Genomic DNA, 18,628 nt, shown 5'->3' with positions numbered 1-18,628 from the left:
TTGCCCAGACCCAACTCCGTGGCATGCTCGAAACCGGCTTCATGTTCTAACCCCCAGGGGACACTTGCCCCAGGATGTTCCGACCCTGTGCAAGAGGTGTCGTCATGAAACAGTTATCCGCCATTATCAGGCCATTCAAGCTGGATGATGTCTGTGGTGCACTGGCTGGTATCGACATACAGGGTATGGCCGTTACGGAAGTCACCGGTTTCGAGCAACGAAAAGGAGGGGTTGAAATACATCGAGGCCATGAATGGGTTTCGGATTTTATCCCCAAGATAAAAATCGAAGTGGTCATCAGCGAGGAGCGACTGGATGACGCCCTTGCGGCAGTGATCAGTGGTGCGCGCACCGGCAAGACGGGAGATGGGAGATGGGAGATGGGAGATGGGAGATGGGAGATGGGAAGATTTTCGTGACGGAGGTCTCGGAAGTCATCCGCATCTGTACTAGAGAAATGGAGGAGGACGCCTGCAATCTTCCTTTTTACAGTGGGCTTTCGACATCATGAGTGCCCCGTCACTGATCGGCGATCTGGCGGAAGGCGTTTTTATTCTCGGCGGGGTATTCCTGCTGTGGTACAGGAGGATCGGTGGAATTGTCAGTAGTCATCAACGCGAGAAGGCCAGAAAGGCGGGGTATGACTGGGCGATGACACATCCTTTGGCCGCTTTTCAAATGGCGATTTCGGCGGGGCAGGAAGCCTATTCAAAAGGGTATAGTGGTCCACCATAGCGTTTATCAGCAATACAGAAGCCTGCGGAGGACGCCTCTACAGCGTGATTTCTTTCAGCCCGGCTTAGGCAGCATGCTTATGACACAACTCTTTGGCCCAATGCAGATACCATACCGGGGATAGCCCTCGCCAAAGGACGCGTATCTGTATCTGCTGAGAGCACCAGCATCAGGAGCGCATCCGCTCCCACTGGCACAAAGAGTGCCGTATGCCTGTCACAGCGAATGCTGATCTCTTGTGCCGGGCATTCGGTAAGACCAGAACCGATATGCTCCGCAAGACGCATAACGGCAGCCCCGGCGATACCAACAAGACTCTGGTCCGCTATCGTTTCTCCCTTCTGAAAAATCACCGCCCCTTCGTTGGAGATCAGAGCGGCACCTTGTATTTCTGGCGACATGGCGTCTAGCTGCGCATTGAGATCGTCAAACATGCCCTGATTCAAGATGCACCTCCTTCAGAGATTCTCGGGAATAGGAAACTGAAAGTCTTTCTGGGTCAACAGGTCAGGTCCTGATTCCAGTCCATCGAACCAGTCGAGGAAAGCCGTGACCGTCTCCCGTCCTTTAAAGGATGCGCCGTGCTGCGGCACAATCCATTCGATATCCATACCCCGTACCATATTAGTCCAGAGTCTACAGACCTTCTGACCGCCCATATAACGACGGTGGAAGCCATCCATGGAGGTTGCCGCACGATGTGCCGCAAACGCCTCCGCGCCTTCGATCACCTTGGAGGCATCATGCCCACTGACCAGGTTAGCACCCAGATCTCCGGAGAACAGAATTTTGCTCACCAGATCGTAAACCTGGAAATTGCCCACCGAATGCATGTAATGCGCGGGCACGACAAAGAGTTCCTGCCCCGCCAGATTGACCCTCATGCCCTGCGGCGGAATGCCGATGACCCGCCCTGCGGTCATCCCCTTCGAGCAAAAATGCGGCAGGAAACGGGTCCATTCATTGGCGATGAGAATCTTCGCGTCGGTGATCAGCAGCCAGCCGTTGGCAGAGGCAACAATATCCGGGTCCTCATGAGAGGCAAACACATAATCGAGATGCGCCGGCAGGAAATAGCTCGCCATCTCTGCCAGCAGGTTCTTGTACGTGAGGTTACCGCCCGGGTCGAGCAGCATCCCTTCACCATTATTAACAATGAGAAACTGGTTGGCCTGAATCCCCTCGCCTTCCACCAGATCGGTGAAGGCTATGCATTTATGCGTTCCGTTGTCATACAGCAACTGGGACATTATAGACTCCTATGCAGGTGATACCGGCCTGGCGTTGAACAGACCAACAGAATTAGGATATTTATACCATGGTATCATAGCATGTCATTATTCGTTTTAAAATTGTTACAGACTCCGCATAAGTAACCCACCTGGTCCGCCCCATGGCCCCTGGACGATCCCGTAAAGCCAAGCATCTCCACCGACGAGGCGGGTATCCATCCTGGCAATTGGGAATTCTGGGGGATGAAACTGGACTGTCCGGCTTAAGTACCTAGCCGGGGCTTTGGCCGTGCTTGCATAGCGGCGACGCCTCTTTTACAATGTGGACGTTCCGTTGAGCTGAATCAGCGCAGCGCGAATCAGAACGCTCCCTCCATCAGGAGGTTTGGGTACGACAGGTCTCCTGATCGTGCCTTTTTTATTTTTAACTGCCACTTTTTTCGGAGGCCGTGGGATTTATGGGTGAGATTACGAGGGCGCTCATCAGCGTTTCCGACAAGCGGGGCGTAGTAGAATTTGCCCGGCGGTTGCAGGATTTTGGGGTGGAGATACTCTCTACCGGCGGTACCGCCAAAGTCTTGACGGCCGATGGTGTCGCGGTGCAGGAAGTGGGCGACTACACTGGTTTCCCGGAACTGCTGGAAGGCCGCCTCAAAACCCTGCACCCCAAAATCCACGGCGGACTACTGGCGAAGCGCGACAACAGCAGCCACACCCGGCAGATGGTCGAGCATGGCATCCCCGCCATCGATCTCCTCTGCGTCAATCTTTATCCCTTCGCCGAGACCATCGCCAGCGCCGATTGTACTCGGGAAGAAGCCATCGAAAACATTGATATCGGCGGCCCGACCATGCTCCGTGCGGCAGCGAAGAACTGGGAGGGCGTCACCGTTCTCGTCGACCCCAATGACTATGCCGCCGTGCTGCAGGAGATGGAACAGAGTTACGGCGGCGTCGGTGCCAGCACCCGCTTCCTCTTGGCCACCAAGGTCTTCGCCCACACGGCGCGCTATGACGGTGCTATTGCCAACTATCTCTCCAGCCTCAGTCCCGATGGCAGCCGGACAACCTTCCCGCAGACCCTGTCCCTGCAATTTGAGAAAGCGCAGGATCTGCGCTACGGCGAAAATCCCCATCAGGCCGCCGCCTTCTACCGCGATGGCAGCGGCGGCGGACTGGCGGACGCCCATCAGTTGCAGGGCAAGGAATTATCTTACAACAACATCGGGGACGGCGATGCCGCCGTCGCGCTGGTGATGGAATTTGCCGAACCCGCCTGTTGCGTGGTGAAGCACGGCAATCCCTGCGGCGTGGCCGTGGGGCCGGATCTGCTCAGCGCCTATCAGCGCGCGTGGGCCGGCGATCCGGTATCCGCCTTCGGTGGCATCGTCGCCTGTAACCGGCCGCTGGATGCCCAGACCGCTGAACTCATTAGCGGTCAGTTCATCGAGATGGTACTGGCGCCCGCCATTTTGCCCGATGCCCGGCCCATTCTGGCCAAAAAGAAAAACCTGCGGGTGCTCGCCTTTGACGATGGTAGCGCCTGGCGGCGGGCAGGCTGGGATTACAAGCGCGTGCGGGGAGGTCTGTTGGTACAGGACTTTGATCAGGCCATGGAAGCGGAAGCGGACTGGAAAGTGGTCTCAGAACGCACGCCGACGGCACAGGAAACCCGTGACCTCGCCTTTGTCTGGCGGGTCGGTAAATACGTGCGTTCCAACGCCATTGTCTATGGCCGCGAAGGCCAGACCGTCGGCATCGGTGCGGGACAGATGAGTCGGGTGGATGCCGCCAGATGCGGGGTAGCCAAGGCACTGGAACTGGGCTTCGATCTGCACGGTGCGGCGCTGGCTTCGGATGCTTTCTTCCCTTTCCGCGATGGGGTCGATGCAGCGGCTGCGGCGGGCGTAAAGGCGATTATCCAACCCGGCGGCTCCATCCGTGATGAAGAAGTCATCGCCAGCGCCAATGAACACGGCATCGCCATGGTCTTCACCGGCGTGCGCCATTTCCGGCATGGTTGAGGAGAGAACGCAGATGGGCGCGAAAGTCATGGTCCTCGGCGGTGGCGGACGCGAACATGCCGTCGCCTGGAAGCTGGCCCAGTCGGCGGGGGTGGCGGAGGTCTACTGTGTGCCCGGCAATCCCGGTACGGCGAAGGAGGCCAAAATCCATAATCTGGCCCTGAAGCCGACGGATACCGATCAGGTGGTCGCCGCCGCCCATGCGTTGGGCATCGCGCTGGTCGTCATTGGCCCCGAAGCCCCATTGGTAGCGGGCGTGGGTGATGCCCTGCGCCGGGCCGGCATTCCGGTCTTCGGTCCCAATGCCGCCGGAGCGATGCTGGAGGGCAGCAAAGCCCACGCCAAAGCCTTCATGGAGCGGCACGGTCTTCCTACCGCCTGTTACGGACGTTTTACCGATACCGGCACGGCGCTGGACTACCTGCGCAACCATCCGTTGCCGGTGGTGGTCAAAGCCGATGGCCTGGCCGCTGGCAAGGGGGTCGTCGTAGCCTTCGCGCGAACAGAAGCCGAAGCCGCCGTGCGTCAGTTCCTGCAATGGGGACCCATCATCATCGAAGAATTTCTTGAGGGGGAGGAAGCCAGTTTCATCGCCATTGTGGTGGACGGTCAAGTCCTGCCGCTGGCGGGGTCGCAGGACCACAAGCGTCTGCTGGACGGCGATCAGGGTCCCAATACCGGCGGCATGGGTGCCTATTCCCCCACCCCCATCCTCGACACCGCCATGAGCGAACGGGTATTGCGCGAGGTGATGCGCCCCGCGGCACAAGGGTTGATGACAGATCGCACGCCCTACTGCGGCTTTCTCTATGCCGGCCTGATGATCGGCTCCACCGGACCCAAGGTGCTGGAGTTTAACTGCCGACTGGGCGATCCCGAGACGCAGCCGCTGATGATGCGTTTGCGTTCCGACCTCTATACGCTTTTGCTGACCGCGGCCCGCGGCGATCCGCTGCCGAAGGCTCTCGACTGGGACAGTCGCGCTGCCCTCTGCGTCGTGCTGGCGGCTGCGGGTTATCCTGATCATCCGCAGGTAGGTGACCCCATTCTCGGTCTCAACAAGACGCAGGGGGATGCGGTCAAAATCTTCCATGCCGGGACTACGGCAGACGACGACACCGTCATCACGGCTGGTGGTCGGGTGCTCGGCGTCACGGCACTGGGAGAAAGCCTGGCGATTGCGCAGCAGCGGGCTTATGCCGCCGTCGCCGATATCCGCTGGCCCGGCCTGCAGTATCGGCAGGACATCGGCTACCGCGGCCTGCGGCGCGCCTGATCGCGTTTTCGGCTGATGCTGCCCCGCCATCCGCGCCGTCAAGATATTCGTCGGGGGGTAGCGCATTTACGGCGCGGTGGGGTCATCGCCTATCCTACGGAAGGGGTCTGGGGACTGGGCTGCGACCCGCGCCGCCGGCGTGCGCTGCGCCGGGTTCTGGTCCTAAAAAGGCGGCCACAACATAAAGGCGTTCTTCTGGTAGCAGGCCGGGTGGCAGAAACCCGACACTACTGGTCAGCGCAAGGAATAGACCCGACTCTGCTGGCACGGCTCTGGCCCGGAACGACACTGGTACTTCCCGCCGCACCGAAGGTCCCCTCCTGGATACGCGGACGCCATGAGGGCATTGCGGTGCGGATCAGTACCCATCCGGCTATCGTCGCGTTGTCGCGGGTCTTTGGCGGCGCCATGGTCTCCACCAGTGCCAATCCGGCAGGGCAACAACCGGCCCGTGACCTGCGCACCTTGTACCGCTATTTTGGTCATTCCCTGTGGGTACTACCAGCCCGGATGGGGGGGCAACGCCGCCCCAGCCGTATTGTCGATGCCCGCAGCGGTCGTATCTTACGGGAGTAAAAGCATGCAACAGCCATCCTTAGACGAAATGGAAACTTTCCTCCGCAACCTGCAGGATCGCATCTGCGACGCCCTGGAAGCGGCAGACGGCGCAGCGAAATTCCGCGAAGATCTTTGGGAACGGCCCGGCGGTGGCGGCGGCCGCACCCGGGTTATTGCCGACGGCGCTTTGCTGGAAAAAGGCGGGGTCAACTTCTCAAAAGTCCATGGCGACCAGCTTCCCGCCTCGGCTACCGCACACCGCCCAGAACTGGCCGGACAGACCTTCACCGCCCTTGGCGTCTCACTGGTACTGCATTCCCGCAACCCCTACGTCCCCATCGTTCACATGAACTACCGATTTTTCTCGGCGGGACCAGTGTGGTGGTTCGGCGGCGGCGCCGACCTGACGCCCATCTACGGCTTTGAGGAAGACGCCCGGCATTTCCATAGCACCCTCAAAACCGCCTGTGATCGCCACGACTCGGGCTTTTATCCGCGCTTCAAAGCCTGGTGCGACGACTACTTCACCATCAGGCACCGTCAGGAAATGCGCGGTATCGGTGGTATCTTTTTCGACGATCTCAACGGCGATGGCGAGCTTCTGCAGGCCTTCTGGGAGGATATGGCCAACAGCTTCCTCGACAGCTATCTGCCCATTGTCGCCCGGCGCCGGGACCTGCCCTACGGTGAACGCGAGCGGCAATTTCAACTCCTGCGCCGAGGGCGCTATGTGGAATTCAACCTCGTCTATGACCGCGGCACCCTCTTCGGCCTGCAGTCCGGCGGGCGCACCGAAAGCATCCTCATGTCCCTGCCGCCTCTGGCGGCCTGGGCCTACGACTGGCAGGGCGAAGCCGGTAGCCCCGAAGGCCGCCTCAAGGAAGACTTCCTCACACCCAGGGATTGGGCATGAGCTACGGTCTGCTGCGCCCCCTGCTTTTTACGCTGGACCCGGAGCGCGCCCACACCCTGAGCATCGCTGCGCTGGAAGCACTGGGGCGCATGCCACAGAGCATGGCCTACCTGACAAAGCACTATAGCGTCACCGATCCGCGTCTGGCGCAGGACTTTTGGGGCCTGCATTTTCCCAACCCCGTCGGTCTCGCTGCCGGCTATGACAAGGACGCCCGCGCCGCCGCCGCCCTCCCTGCCCTCGGCTTCGGCTTCATCGAAATCGGCACAGTGACGCCGCGCCCGCAGCCGGGTAATCCGCGCCCCCGGGTCTTTCGTTATCCGGCACAGCAAGCGGTCATCAACCGCATGGGTTTCCCCGGTGAAGGGGCTGCGGCAGTTGCCCGAAGACTGGCGGCATTACCTGGCCATCCGGTGCCTATCGGCATCAATCTCGGCAAAAACAAGGACACCCCGCTGGATCAGGCGCAGGACGACTATGTCACCGCGCTGGAGTTGCTCTTTCACTATGGCGACTATCTCTGCATCAATGTCAGTTCACCCAACACGCCGGGGCTGCGATTATTGCAGGGGGAGGAGGCCTTACGGGGGCTGCTCAGTGCCGTTGCTGCGGCCAACCAACGTCTGGCCGTGCAGCATCAGCGCCCCCCTCTGCCTCTGCTCCTGAAGCTTGCTCCAGATCTGGATAATGATGACCTCAACGCTATCGGTGGTCTGGCCTTAGGCACGGAACCTCTGGTGGATGGTTTTGTCGCCACCAATACCACTGTAGAACGCCCGGTTTCCCAGCCCGGACTCTCCGAAAGCGGGGGCCTGAGCGGTGCACCATTGCTGGAGCAATCCAATGCCGTCATCGCGCAACTCTATCGTGCGACCCAGGGACAGGTACCCATCATTGGCGTCGGTGGTATCCTCAGTGCGGCAGATGCCTATGCCAAGATCCGGGCGGGAGCCAGTCTATTGCAGGTCTATAGCGGGCTGATTTTTCGGGGACCGGAACTGGTGCGGGAGATTCTGGAAGCCCTGCCGGGGCTGTGGTTAAAGGATGGTTATCCTGATCTTGCGCACGCGCGGGGTAGTGCCGCCTGATATCCTCTCCGCCACAGCGTCCGAACGGTTCTTATGGAGATTTTCCGCTTGTTGGAAATCCCTGGACATGTTAACCAGTTAAAAACAAGTTTCATGAGCCATCAATGAATAACACCTATTATTCAGGCCAGTTATTCGCATTATCCAAAGAGTATTTTCCATGATGCATAAAATCCATATCATCGGCCTCATAATGCGCATTGCAGGCCTCCTGGTTATTTTCGGATCACTGGCGGGCTGTGCTGCCGTCTCTGATACCGCATCGGCGACCGGGGATATGGTCAGTGCCGGGGCGTCCCTGATCCCCTGAGCAACTCGCGGATTTCCACCGCAAGCGTCTGCTTCCTGTAGAGACGCAGGATTTTCCGGGTCTGCACAAACTGGCCATGATGACCTCGTGCAATATGCGGGATGGGTTACCACTGGTGAGATCAAAATAGCAAAAATCCGGTGACCGTAAGGCCACCGGATAGAGGACTTTTAGAAACCCGCCGCTAACCTGCGGATAGCAATCAGACTTTAGAACTTGGCCGCCACACTGGCACCGACAAAGGCCGGTGCACTCGCCTGCGCGGTAATGAAGTTTCCGCCATATTTTGCACTCCGCAACTGTTCATATTCATACGGAATGTAGTTGGTGTTGAAAATGTTATCCACATACAAGTCAACAGTAACTTTTTTCACCCCCATATCACCTGGCCGCCACGCATAACCCAGATTAAGATTGGTGATATTGTAGGGATGCAAGGAAATGCCTGCAGGCGCTCCCTTATTGGTATTGATGTACTGGGAACCGACAACATGGTCGGTAATCCGTGCACTGAATCCGGCATAGTGATAACCCAGACCGAAGTTGAGGTTGTACATGGGAACATCACCGACGTATTCCCCACTACTGACGGATGCACCATCGGCGGCATCAAAGTTCGACGTATATTTAGCATCGGTCAGACTATAGTTGATGAACGCATTCATATTGTAGGGTAATTTAGCGTCCACCGAAGCAGTGACCCCCTGATACAGGGCACTGCCAACATTATACTGGAAGGTCTGTCCCGTCTGGTTATCATAAAAATAACCGAATTTATTGCTGAACATCCGGCGAAAATAGGCCAGTGACGTTTTGATATCACCGAAGTTATAGCGGATACCCGTATCGATGCTATCCACGTACTCCGGTTTGACCAACATTAACCCAGGCGTTGGTGTAGAGCCTATAACCGCATAATACGCACTGATATTTGGTACCTTATAGACCCGGCCATAATGGAAGTACAAATCCGCATTTTTGGTGGCGAGGAAGCTCACCCCAAAAGACGGCTCCCAGTAGTTAAAGGTGTTACTGACGCTACCCCCGTAGTTGTAATAATACCCTTCAACATCGTTACATGTCGTATCGACCAGGTAATACTTGGCACCCGGAGTGAGGATCAGACGATGATTGAACAAAGCAATACGATCCTGTAGATAGACATCCCCATAATTACGGGTATCATGCTCATCCCATGCGTCATTGTAACCATTGATCATCGGAACTGCTGGCTGGCCATACCAGTACTCTGCCGAATGATCCTTACTGAACATATACAGTCCACCGAGTGTGACGGTATTACTCGGCAAGAGGAAGGTCAGCGACGGCATCAAGCCTGCATTACCGAAATTGTCGACATAGCGCTGATACTGTGTACCATTATAGCTATTTCCGAATAACGCCGTCGGATTATAGGTATTACTTGGTCGACCCGTCTTGCTGGGATTGGCGTAGCTTTTTAGTGCTGTTGGCAACGGATAACCATCATACCCAGCTTGATAGGCCGCGTTGGCATAGGCCGTGCGGTCGTTGCTATTCTGGGTTATAAAAAACTTGGCTTTGGCCAGCATATACTGATTCAGAATGGACTTCCAACCCAAGATAGTGGTGTACGAACTTGTAGTGGTTCGATCATTCCAGATGTTGGGAGCCCACTGAAAACTTCGGCCGTATTTTTGTAACAAAGGTAAGGGCACCGTGGATGGTTGTTGAGCAATCTCATGATTGTAGATAGTAATCAGTGACAGCTGAGACATGCCGTGGTTGTAAGGCTGTACCGCCGCAAAGTAGTAGTTGTTGTTGGTGGAGAAAACATGGTTGATAAAGCTGTGGAAAGGACTGTAATAGTAGTTGGCGTACAGTTTGGTTCCCGTATACGGCAAAACACCTGAGTTGACACTAAATCCACCGGCGGCACTGTCCCCGACGCCACCGGAGTAAAGTCCGCCACTACCCGAAACCTCTGCGTAGAATTTTGAAGTGGGCATACGCGGCTTATAATTCAGCGTCGCACCCAACGCATTGATGCCTGTCTCAGAAGGTGTGTTGGCACCGCTGTAAACTGAGACTCCCGAAAATTGACCCATGCCAATGGGTGTGAGAGCGTGGTCGTCACCCTGACCGTTCGTACCGCCGCGAAAGGTGTTAATCAGAGGTACACCGTCCAGATTCACGCCAATCTGATCGCTGTTGAAACCCTGGTAGGTAAAGGTGCTGTCACTGGTGGTAAGGTTACCGGGTCCAGTGCTGATTACGGTAAAGCCCGGAACATTGCGCAACACACTCTGAAAGTTTTCATTCGGGCTGGCATGCTTCACCAGTTCTTTACTCAGGGAGCCAGTGCCGCGCTCCGGCGGCGCTTCTTTCTCTACTTCACCAATAGTCACCGGAGCATTGCCACCAGTGGAAGCAGTTGCAGCGGTCTCGGCACCGCTGACGGCGGGCGCCGTCACATCGGCGTGGGCGAGAATGGGTAAGGCACAGAGTGCCATGATTACTGCAGTGCGCAGAGTTGGGCGGTATACCATGATAATATCCTCATCAGGAGAAAACTTGTCATAAATCCTCTACAACCGCGCAGGATTCTAGCAACACAATATGACATTATTATGAAGTGTTAATGACAAAATTCTGACAAATGACACTTTTATTTGGATGCGTCACAGATGACAACAGCATCACCAGGCAAGAAAATCAAGATGGCACATTCACAGTCGTTGTATTCTTGCCGCATGGCGCAAGAAACAGAAATGCTAACCCTTTGCGCGCTCATCAATAGTGTGTATCGAGGCGACACTGCCAAAGATGGATGGACCACAGAAGCGGATCTACTGGACGGTCAGCGTTGTGACCTGACGATGCTCAAAGATCTGGTAACAAAACCGAATAGCGGTTTTCTGGTCATCTGCAATACAGAGGAAATAGTCGCCTGCTGTCATTTACAACTACTCGAAACAGAAGTAGGCGAATGCGGAATGCTTTCGGTGACGCCGACATGGCAAAATCTCGGCGTGGCTAACGTGTTGTTACATACTGCAGAGGAATATGCGCGAGACACCTGGGAGGCCCAGCGTTTGCGTCTGTGGGTCATCAAACAGCGCCCTGAACTGGTCGCTTATTATCAGCGGCGAGGATATCAATGGATCGGCACTACCCTACCCTTCCCGGATGATAGTCGTTATGGCATACCCAAGGTTGCCGGGCTCTGCCTTCTCGCTATGGAGAAGGCATTAACATCGTCGGCCTGCCCCGTCAGATACTGAAGTCCTCAGGTTTCTGATCCCAGTCAAAGGCACCCATCATATCGTAGGCATCCCGGTCACGGTGATTGAGGGCCTGCAGACCAAAGCGGGTTTCGATGAATTTGAGGATGCTGGCCGTGCTGGCCAGGTGATGGTCCACCAAACCCCGGCGCGCCCAAGGGCTGATAAGCAGGGCCGGAGTACGGGTGCCAAACCCATAGTCGTCCACCACTTTAGGCGGCAACGAATCCCAGAAGCCACCGCCTTCATCATAGGTAATGAAGATGGCGGTTTTGTCCCAGGCCGGCCCATCAGCGGCAGCGCGCACCAGTTGCTCGACCCATTCCATGCCATAAACAGGTGCGCAGTCGGCCGGATGTTCGTCATGGGCAGCACTGGCCCTGACGAAGGAGACACCGGGCAGTTTGCCGGCGCGGGCATCGGCGAGAAAGTCGTCACTGTCGCGCATACGACCGCCCTTCACATATTCTGGCCAACGCGGGTAGTACTGGAAGGGGTTATGGTGGGCTACATACAACTGACCCGTGTCAATCACCGCCGAGCCATCGCCGGGCCCAAAAGCGGTCTTGAGCGCCCACGGCTTTACCCGATTCCAGTTTTCGTTATACCAGGCCCAGGATACTTTGGCGCCATCCAGACGGTCTCCGATATTGTCGTAGGTCTGTGCCTCCGGGGGTGGGGATATCTTCAGAGCTTTCACCGCATCCGCATCGGTCGGTCCCTGCACCGGCGGCAGATCGTTGACCAAGACTTTTTTGTGGTCGTAGGGCAGATCAAAGAAGCCGTGTTCCAGACCAGCCTCTTTCGGATCGAAGGGCGCGCACACCTCCTTGGGTGCATTGGGATAAACACAGGAACGAGCAGCCGTCAGATAAAGCGCGTTACCGGTACTGCCGCCACTCATGGCCTGAAAGAAATGATCAAAGAGCGTGTACCGGTGCGCGACATGATGATAGAAGGGCAGATCTTCGCCGGTATAATACCCCAGCACCGGACCACTGGGACGAGCCAGGTCAAAGGCGATCTGGTCCTGGCCCATTTTTTGGAATTCGTCCCGCGACAAAAGGGTTTTTCTGCCGCCTGCCAGAGCTACGAAACGATCCATCTTACCGCTATTAATCTCCGCCATCATACGGAAAAATCGATGTTGTGGATCCCAATGTACATTGCCTTTAGCAGGAATATAGGGTGCCATGTGGAACGGCTGATTAGGCAATTGCACGTTCTGAAAACCCGGAATATCCGTAGGTAACGGCAGGTTACCATAAGCGATACCTGCCGGATTTTTCTGCATACCGAGAAAACGGTGGTCCAACTGTCCCTGTGTATCTAGTAAATTGATAATTTGTTGCCCGTTTTTCGGCTGGAATGTTCCGAAGTAATGATCAAAACTGCGATTTTCCTGAAAGATCACCACCACATGCTCAATCTTCTGACGCAGGAGACTTTCCTCGCTGACTCCCGCAGCATGAGCCACACCCAGCAGATGCGGAGCGGCAATAACTGTGCTGCTCCCCAATCCCAACTGCTTCAAAAACTGCCGACGATTCTGTTGTCCCATAGAAAACACCCTCGTTTATTGATTATGAGTAATGATCTGCTATTCTGATAGCTGAGGCAGAACGGTGCGCCTCGCTGGCACCATGGCTCTAAAATTCACTTTTACACTGCTGACTTATGGAAGAGACATCCGCGAGTCCCCGCATATCCTTTGGCGGGCCCCCTTTGTCTCAGTCCACCTCACCAGCCTGGTAGGCAGCCACGGGCGCATGATGTTTTCTTGCGTAAATATCAAGATACTGCATTTCCCGATGCCAGGATTTCATTCCCTTGGCAGCAATCCATTCCTGCTTCATCTGCTTTGGACCAGGCACCTTCAGCAGCGTTGTCGGTGCATACGCCTCGGATTTGGCGGGCGGCGATAGTCCCGCACCATTCTTGGTCTGATGCTGCATAAACCAGGCTTCATTGAGATTATGCCCTGCAGCACCAGCCTCTCTACGCAGCAGGGTATAGTCTGCACATTGTCCGGCGTTAAAGGCCAGCGGCACCTGCAACGGCAGCACTTTCGCCTCTGCATCGTCTGGATGCGATGTCCACATGCCCGAAAAGATGCTGGCATTCTCGTCCCACTGCGACATGGGGGGCAAACCAAAAATCGCCTCTGTGGTTTTGAGAATATTCACCTGAGAATATCGATGGGTTTCCAGATGGCCTTTTTTGATCCAAGGTCCGATGGCCAGGGCAAAAGTCCGATGAGCATCAATGTGATCTGCCCCCGACTGTGCGTCATCTTCTGTCAGAAAAACCACCATGTGCTTCCATTGCGGTGTCGTCGACAGATAATGAATAAACTTTGCCGTAGCATAATCGTTATTGGCCACATAATAATTCGGTGTGTAATAGCAGGGTGCGCGTCCTGCCGTATGATCATCGGGCAGCCAGATATATATGAAGTGAGGGAACTGCGTCCCCGGATGGGCTTTCAGCCACTGCTCTGCCACCTTTTCACGATAGCTATCGAGCATCATCCTGTCCCAGCCCGGAAAACCTGTAGCCAGGTGTTTTTTCATCGCAGAGGAGATATTCCCTGCCTGAGAACGGGAGACGAATTCCCCAAAGTCTTCAAAAGAGACTTTATGATCCAGAAAATCATTGAACAGAAAAAGACGCTCAGGATAACTAATCCAGGGATTCGACCATTTACCTAATACCGAAATGTTTTCATAAATCGCATAAGGATTATCGACACCCAGCGGCATGCCGCCGGTACCCGTAGCTTTTCCGGGAATGAGAGACTGGGTCCAACCCGGATTGGGAACAATACCACGTCTTGAATAGTATTCCGGCCAAGTCCGCTGCACAAAGTCCGAGTCTGAGGCAGAGGTTGTCCATTGATGCCCTTGCGCGGTCACCTCGCCATCCGCCATAAAATTCACAAAAAGCGTGGAGTGACGCGCCAGGTTATACAGATTGGGCAACTCTTTCGGGCCATAGAGATCCAGTTGCGGGTCCGCCCAGACTCCCGCCGGTTTATAATCACCGAGATTCTCATCAAAAGTTTTGTTCTCACGCAGAATAAAAACCACATAATGAATATGTTTACGCAAGAATTGCGTCGCTTTCACATCTTCCGCATGCCGTGCCGCGCGCTGGGCGCTGGTAAAGCCATTATTTTCCAGGCTCTGCTGCGTCCATAGCGACAGATACTGAGACAAATCACTCAGATCAATTTTTTGCACCAGGCCGTCCATCATATCGCCGACCCACTGATGCTGTACGTTCGGACCCGAACCCAGACCCTTTGCCGCAACCACATAGAGGGCTTTGTCGGTGTGGGTGATAGCGGTCGGATACCAGCCCGTCGGAATCAGGCCCAGTCCTTTTCCAGTCTGTACGTCATAAACCGCTACATCATTATTGCCGGCATTAGCCACGAACAACTTGCCGTCAACCACGGCCAGTCCGTCCGGGTAACTTCCCGGAGGTGCATCGGGATAAGGACTATCGTTGATGAATCCCTTCACGGCCAGTTTTGCCGTATCCACTTCAGCCACACGATCGACATTGGCCAGCGCGACAAAAACATCTGGGGAATGGGGTACAGCGGCCAGGGCGGTAGGATGTACACCCGCCTGTGTATTGTCGGGATCCGTGGGCGGACCGACGCGCACTGTGCCCAGCATGTGCATCGTATTGGGATCGACCACCGCGACGGCATTGCCACCCCATAAACTCACCACAAGGCGTTGGTCCTCGCCCGCGAAGGTCAGGGCATAAGGATAAGGTCCAACATTCAGATAGCGCGTTTCACCCGTCTGAATATCTACTTGCGCCAGACTGTTGGAAAGCATTCCCGCAACGTACAGGTGTTTTCCGTGCGGTCCGACAACGACTGCGTCAGGATAAAAGTGACGCGTTTGCTCATCACGTTCGCCTTGATACTGATAGGGATATTGATCTTTAGGAAACGCTTGCCATGCCAGGGGATAACGGCGCAACAGGCTCAGCTTGCCGTCCTTGAACGCGAAAGCAGCAACATCATCCGTTTGCCCTCCCGCGGCGTAAAGTGTTTGATCAGGCCCTACCGCCATCCCCTGAAAAAAATCCTGGTGTGCAATAGCATCACCTTGTTGATCACTGACATCATTCTCGGCATTCTGCCTGGAATCCACCTCTTTTTTGTAGGCCGCAACTCGTGAAATCTTGCGCAAATTACTTTGTGCATACACGGTAATGGTCTGAGCATGGGTGGCACCATTCGCCATGGTGGCGATATGATCCGCCATGGGCACCACCTGGGTCACAAAATTCGCTGCGCCATTTACCAAACCTACCGGACTGACGATGCGCCCTATCGGCAAAACATGGCTGACCCGATCCTTGTTATCTGCACTGACCTGAATGGGTCCGGTGAAATCACGGGTATTAGACGGAGCCTGGGTGTAGGCCAGAGAAACTGCCGGCATTACCATAAAAGCCAGCCCCAGCATCGGCAAAGATAATCTCGTCCAACAGGTATGAGCGGTCACCCCAGACTCCTTCATCTCAATCACCCAGAAACCATCACGCCAGCACTACGAGGAGTGGCTTGATAAATGCACTTCCACATTAAAATTGCTGGCATGTTTCGGCATATTCTTGGTAAATGGCGGATAAGCACCCTCTTCCACCGATTTCAGCGCCGCTTTATCAATTGGTCCCACACCACTGGATTGGGCAATTTTCGCCCACAGCAGTTGGCCCGACGGCGTCAGCCGGAAGGTGATCACGGCTGTGCCACTCAAATGCATCAGCCGGACGGCCTCCGGAACATGGGCATCGGCCTGAACCCGGGCGCGCACCATGCCGGCGTACTGATCTATAGCCGCCTCACGTGCAGCCATACTCGGCGCCGGAGGGGGCGGGGGCGGAGGCGGCGTGGTTACCGGCGGACTAGGCGGTATCACTGGTGCCGTAGGCAACGGTGTTTTGGCCATTAACGGCTTGGGCGCAGGCGCGTGATGCACTACCGGCTTCGGCTGCGGAATGGGATGGGGTATCGGCTTAGGCACAGGCTTTGGATGCACTACCGGCTTCGGTGGAGGTGGCACTGGCTTGGGTTTAGGAGGTGCCGGTTGCACCATGTGAATGGCGATGATCTTCTTTACCATCGGCTTAGGTGGTGGCGTATTACCACTCACCCAAATCAATCCACCCACTAACAACACCTCCAACACAGCGCCGACCAGCAACGCGCGCCCAAAGTGCCCTTTCGGCTTTTTCGGACGTTGCGGTGCCCAGGATAGATCACTGACGATTATATTCACCGATTATCTTCCTCATCAAATTACGTTTTCGACACTCGACCCTGAAAAAAATCAACCAGTGCGGAAGGAATCTTTTGAGCCCCCCTAATAATCAGACTTTTTTGCGCCGATCTGTCTAGTTACTCATACGATATACGTACTTTTTCTAATTACTCGCTTTCGCGGCAATCCCGATATCACTCACCCCAGCTTTCTGACAGCGATCCATCACATGGATAAAGTCCTGAAAGGGCACCCCTTTGTCAGCGGCAATAGTGATCTGGGTTTTACTGGGATCACCATCAGCAGCGAGCATTTTCTGCAGACCGTCGAGATTATAGTGATGACCCTTCACATCCACCGATCCATCCTTATCGATATTGATGGTGTAGTGCGGGCGCGGAAGCTGCTGCGCCTGACTGGAGGCTGGAAGCTGCAAATTCAGGCCCTTATCGGGGATCATTTGCAGCGTGATCATGATAAAAAACACCAAGAGGAAGAGCATGATGTCGATCATGGGGATGATCTCCACCCGGCCCTTCTTCTGCTCGAAGTAACGGCGCTCCATCAACTGGCCCTCGCCACAGACAACACTTCACTGCGCTGCTTATCACTATTGTCCGGCGTGATCATGGGTTGACCGTCCATCCGATTGAGCAGCATGGTCTTTACGGAATCCAGTTGCAGGAGAATCTGCCGCACCTGATTGTTGAAGGCATTGAAAGCCACCAGACCGAGCATGGCGATAAACAGGCCAGTTGCCGTGGCGACCAGCGCGTCAGCCACACCGCCGGTGACTGCCGTAGGCGCGTGTCCCGGAGCGGCCAGCACCGAAAAGGCGTGGAACATACCGATAATCGTGCCGAACAAACCCAGCAGCGGCGCTAAGGTGATGATAGTGTCCAGCAACCACAGACGGCGATCCAGTTGCGGCGCCAACACCAGCACACTTTCTTCGAGACGGCTGGCGAGGGCTTCGCCCTTGACCTGTCCGTGATGGGAAGCGGCCATTCGCAGCAAAGTGGCTTCGGGCAGGTCTCCTGCGCTTTCGGTCATTTTATTGAGCGTTTCACGATCGAGCCGACCATGGCTACCCAACTCCTGTACGAACACCAGTCCACGCAGAATGGTGCGCCGCAGGTACCAAAAGCGGTCTACCATCACCGCCAGTTCAACCAGCAGCAGAATACCAAGTACGTAAAGAACGCCATCTGAATAGTTGGCGAGATGAATGAGATATTGCAGGTTCATGGGAGTCCCTCTTCAAACGAAGACGCTACCATAGCAAATCAATGTGACAGTTTTATGAACCTTTTATGACAATTTTACGTCAATGGCACTTTTCTAAGGCAAGCTCATCCGTAGAACCCGCCTTTCCGACGAAAAAGTCCGACCTGGATGCATGGCACTGAGTAAGTCCACTCGGCGCTTCTCCTAAAATCAGAATACGTGCCCGATAGAGCGGATCCGTCCCCACGGGAGGAGGATTACTGCAGTGGAATGGTTTGCTGTTCAGGCTGCTGTGGCGCCGTTGGCTGGTTGCTGGCCGGGGGCAACACCACCCCCGCCGGGGCTTGAGGGCTGGCGGTCATGCCCAGCCGCTGCGAAAGAAGTTTTTGGAACTGCAAAGACATCGGCTTGTCGCCAAAAGTCCCAATGCGGATATTGGCCTTGGTAACATCCGTTGCCATGGACGTCAGCGTCACCTTGACCGTCTGTCCCTCTTGGGTAGTACCCTCAAGCAAATACTCAGAAGGACGTTTGCGGATTTCGCCGTTATAGCGAATGCCCATTTCTCCGAATGCCGCCCGGGACGCCGCACTGACCTGACTCACAGAGGTCGGGTAGAACGCGTAGAAATTGGCGACACCGCCGTTCTCCACATAAGCTACCGCCCCGCCGCCAGCTCCTGCTGCAACAAGCGCCACACATCCGCCAAGC

General features: G+C 55.6%; 17 protein-coding genes and 1 pseudogene. 9 read left to right on the top strand and 9 right to left on the bottom strand.

What is annotated here, in order from left to right:
- Positions 1-104 precede the first annotated feature (104 nt).
- A pseudogene (locus Q0C48_RS05360) lies at positions 105-511 on the top strand (P-II family nitrogen regulator).
- Positions 508-735, top strand: coding sequence for a hypothetical protein (locus Q0C48_RS05355; protein WP_291522225.1), 228 nt, complete (start codon positions 508-510; stop codon positions 733-735). Before Q0C48_RS05360 ends, Q0C48_RS05355 begins: the two are co-directional and overlap by 4 nt.
- Before the next feature lie 77 nt (positions 736-812).
- Here the strand turns inward: Q0C48_RS05355 and Q0C48_RS05350 are convergent, their stop codons facing one another.
- Entirely contained in the window at positions 813-1,181 is a 369-nt protein-coding gene (locus Q0C48_RS05350) for a hypothetical protein (RefSeq protein ID WP_291522224.1), read from the bottom strand.
- Positions 1,182-1,193: 12 nt separating this feature from the next.
- Positions 1,194-1,985, bottom strand: a complete 792-nt coding sequence (locus tag Q0C48_RS05345) for an MBL fold metallo-hydrolase (RefSeq protein ID WP_291522223.1) — start codon at positions 1,983-1,985, stop codon at positions 1,194-1,196.
- 440 nt (positions 1,986-2,425) lie between these two features.
- Here Q0C48_RS05345 and purH point away from each other — a divergent pair, with 440 nt between their 5' ends.
- From purH to Q0C48_RS05315, 6 genes are all read left to right on the top strand, one after another.
- Positions 2,426-3,991: a bifunctional phosphoribosylaminoimidazolecarboxamide formyltransferase/IMP cyclohydrolase gene (purH, locus tag Q0C48_RS05340; protein ID WP_291522221.1), complete on the top strand. Its 1,566-nt coding sequence runs from the start codon at positions 2,426-2,428 to the stop codon at positions 3,989-3,991.
- 13 nt (positions 3,992-4,004) lie between these two features.
- Positions 4,005-5,267 carry a phosphoribosylamine--glycine ligase gene (gene purD, locus Q0C48_RS05335; protein WP_291522219.1) on the top strand — a complete coding sequence of 421 codons (1,263 nt, stop codon included), beginning with the start codon at positions 4,005-4,007 and terminating at the stop codon, positions 5,265-5,267.
- A gap of 15 nt (positions 5,268-5,282) precedes the next feature.
- Positions 5,283-5,843 carry a Sua5/YciO/YrdC/YwlC family protein gene (locus Q0C48_RS05330; RefSeq protein ID WP_291522217.1) on the top strand — a complete coding sequence of 187 codons (561 nt, stop codon included), beginning with the start codon at positions 5,283-5,285 and terminating at the stop codon, positions 5,841-5,843.
- A gap of 4 nt (positions 5,844-5,847) precedes the next feature.
- A complete protein-coding gene (hemF, locus tag Q0C48_RS05325) occupies positions 5,848-6,738 on the top strand; it encodes an oxygen-dependent coproporphyrinogen oxidase (protein WP_291522216.1) in 891 nt (296 codons plus the stop codon).
- Positions 6,735-7,826, top strand: a complete 1,092-nt coding sequence (locus tag Q0C48_RS05320; protein WP_291522214.1) for a quinone-dependent dihydroorotate dehydrogenase — start codon at positions 6,735-6,737, stop codon at positions 7,824-7,826. Before hemF ends, Q0C48_RS05320 begins: the two co-directional genes overlap by 4 nt.
- Positions 7,827-7,986: 160 nt before the next feature.
- Positions 7,987-8,136 (top strand): hypothetical protein, encoded by a 150-nt coding sequence (locus Q0C48_RS05315; protein WP_291522212.1) that lies wholly within the window; start codon positions 7,987-7,989, stop codon positions 8,134-8,136.
- Positions 8,137-8,345: 209 nt separating this feature from the next.
- Here the strand turns inward: Q0C48_RS05315 and Q0C48_RS05310 are convergent, their stop codons facing one another.
- Positions 8,346-10,664 (bottom strand): TonB-dependent receptor, encoded by a 2,319-nt coding sequence (locus tag Q0C48_RS05310; RefSeq protein WP_291522210.1) that lies wholly within the window; start codon positions 10,662-10,664, stop codon positions 8,346-8,348.
- A 138-nt stretch (positions 10,665-10,802) separates the two neighbouring features.
- Between Q0C48_RS05310 and Q0C48_RS05305 the strand changes: the two genes are divergently transcribed.
- Positions 10,803-11,399, top strand: a complete 597-nt coding sequence (locus Q0C48_RS05305) for a GNAT family N-acetyltransferase (RefSeq protein ID WP_291522208.1) — start codon at positions 10,803-10,805, stop codon at positions 11,397-11,399.
- On the opposite strand, the gene Q0C48_RS05300 is transcribed toward Q0C48_RS05305, so the two are convergent.
- The 6 genes from Q0C48_RS05300 to Q0C48_RS05275 form a co-directional block, all read right to left on the bottom strand.
- Positions 11,389-12,960, bottom strand: coding sequence for an alkaline phosphatase family protein (locus Q0C48_RS05300; protein WP_291522207.1), 1,572 nt, complete (start codon positions 12,958-12,960; stop codon positions 11,389-11,391). The two genes, Q0C48_RS05305 and Q0C48_RS05300, sit on opposite strands and share 11 nt — an antisense overlap.
- A 169-nt stretch (positions 12,961-13,129) precedes the next feature.
- Positions 13,130-15,931, bottom strand: a complete 2,802-nt coding sequence (locus Q0C48_RS05295; protein ID WP_291522204.1) for an alkaline phosphatase family protein — start codon at positions 15,929-15,931, stop codon at positions 13,130-13,132.
- 45 nt (positions 15,932-15,976) lie between these two features.
- The gene (locus Q0C48_RS05290) at positions 15,977-16,708 is read right to left on the bottom strand and encodes an energy transducer TonB (RefSeq protein WP_291522202.1); all 732 of its coding nucleotides are present in this window, start codon (positions 16,706-16,708) and stop codon (positions 15,977-15,979) included.
- 145 nt (positions 16,709-16,853) lie between these two features.
- Positions 16,854-17,255 (bottom strand): biopolymer transporter ExbD, encoded by a 402-nt coding sequence (locus Q0C48_RS05285; RefSeq protein ID WP_291522200.1) that lies wholly within the window; start codon positions 17,253-17,255, stop codon positions 16,854-16,856.
- Positions 17,255-17,938, bottom strand: coding sequence for a MotA/TolQ/ExbB proton channel family protein (locus tag Q0C48_RS05280; protein WP_291522199.1), 684 nt, complete (start codon positions 17,936-17,938; stop codon positions 17,255-17,257). Before Q0C48_RS05280 ends, Q0C48_RS05285 begins: the two co-directional genes overlap by 1 nt.
- Before the next feature lie 236 nt (positions 17,939-18,174).
- Positions 18,175-18,628 (bottom strand): DUF3568 family protein (locus Q0C48_RS05275; RefSeq protein ID WP_291522196.1); only part of this gene is annotated, 454 nt, incomplete at its 5' end.

The sequence above is a fragment of the Acidithiobacillus sp. genome (assembly GCF_023255755.1).
Taxonomy (GTDB): domain Bacteria; phylum Pseudomonadota; class Gammaproteobacteria; order Acidithiobacillales; family Acidithiobacillaceae; genus Acidithiobacillus.
Note: the sequence above shows the minus strand (reverse complement) of the source record. Positions and strands in the feature narration are given on the sequence as shown.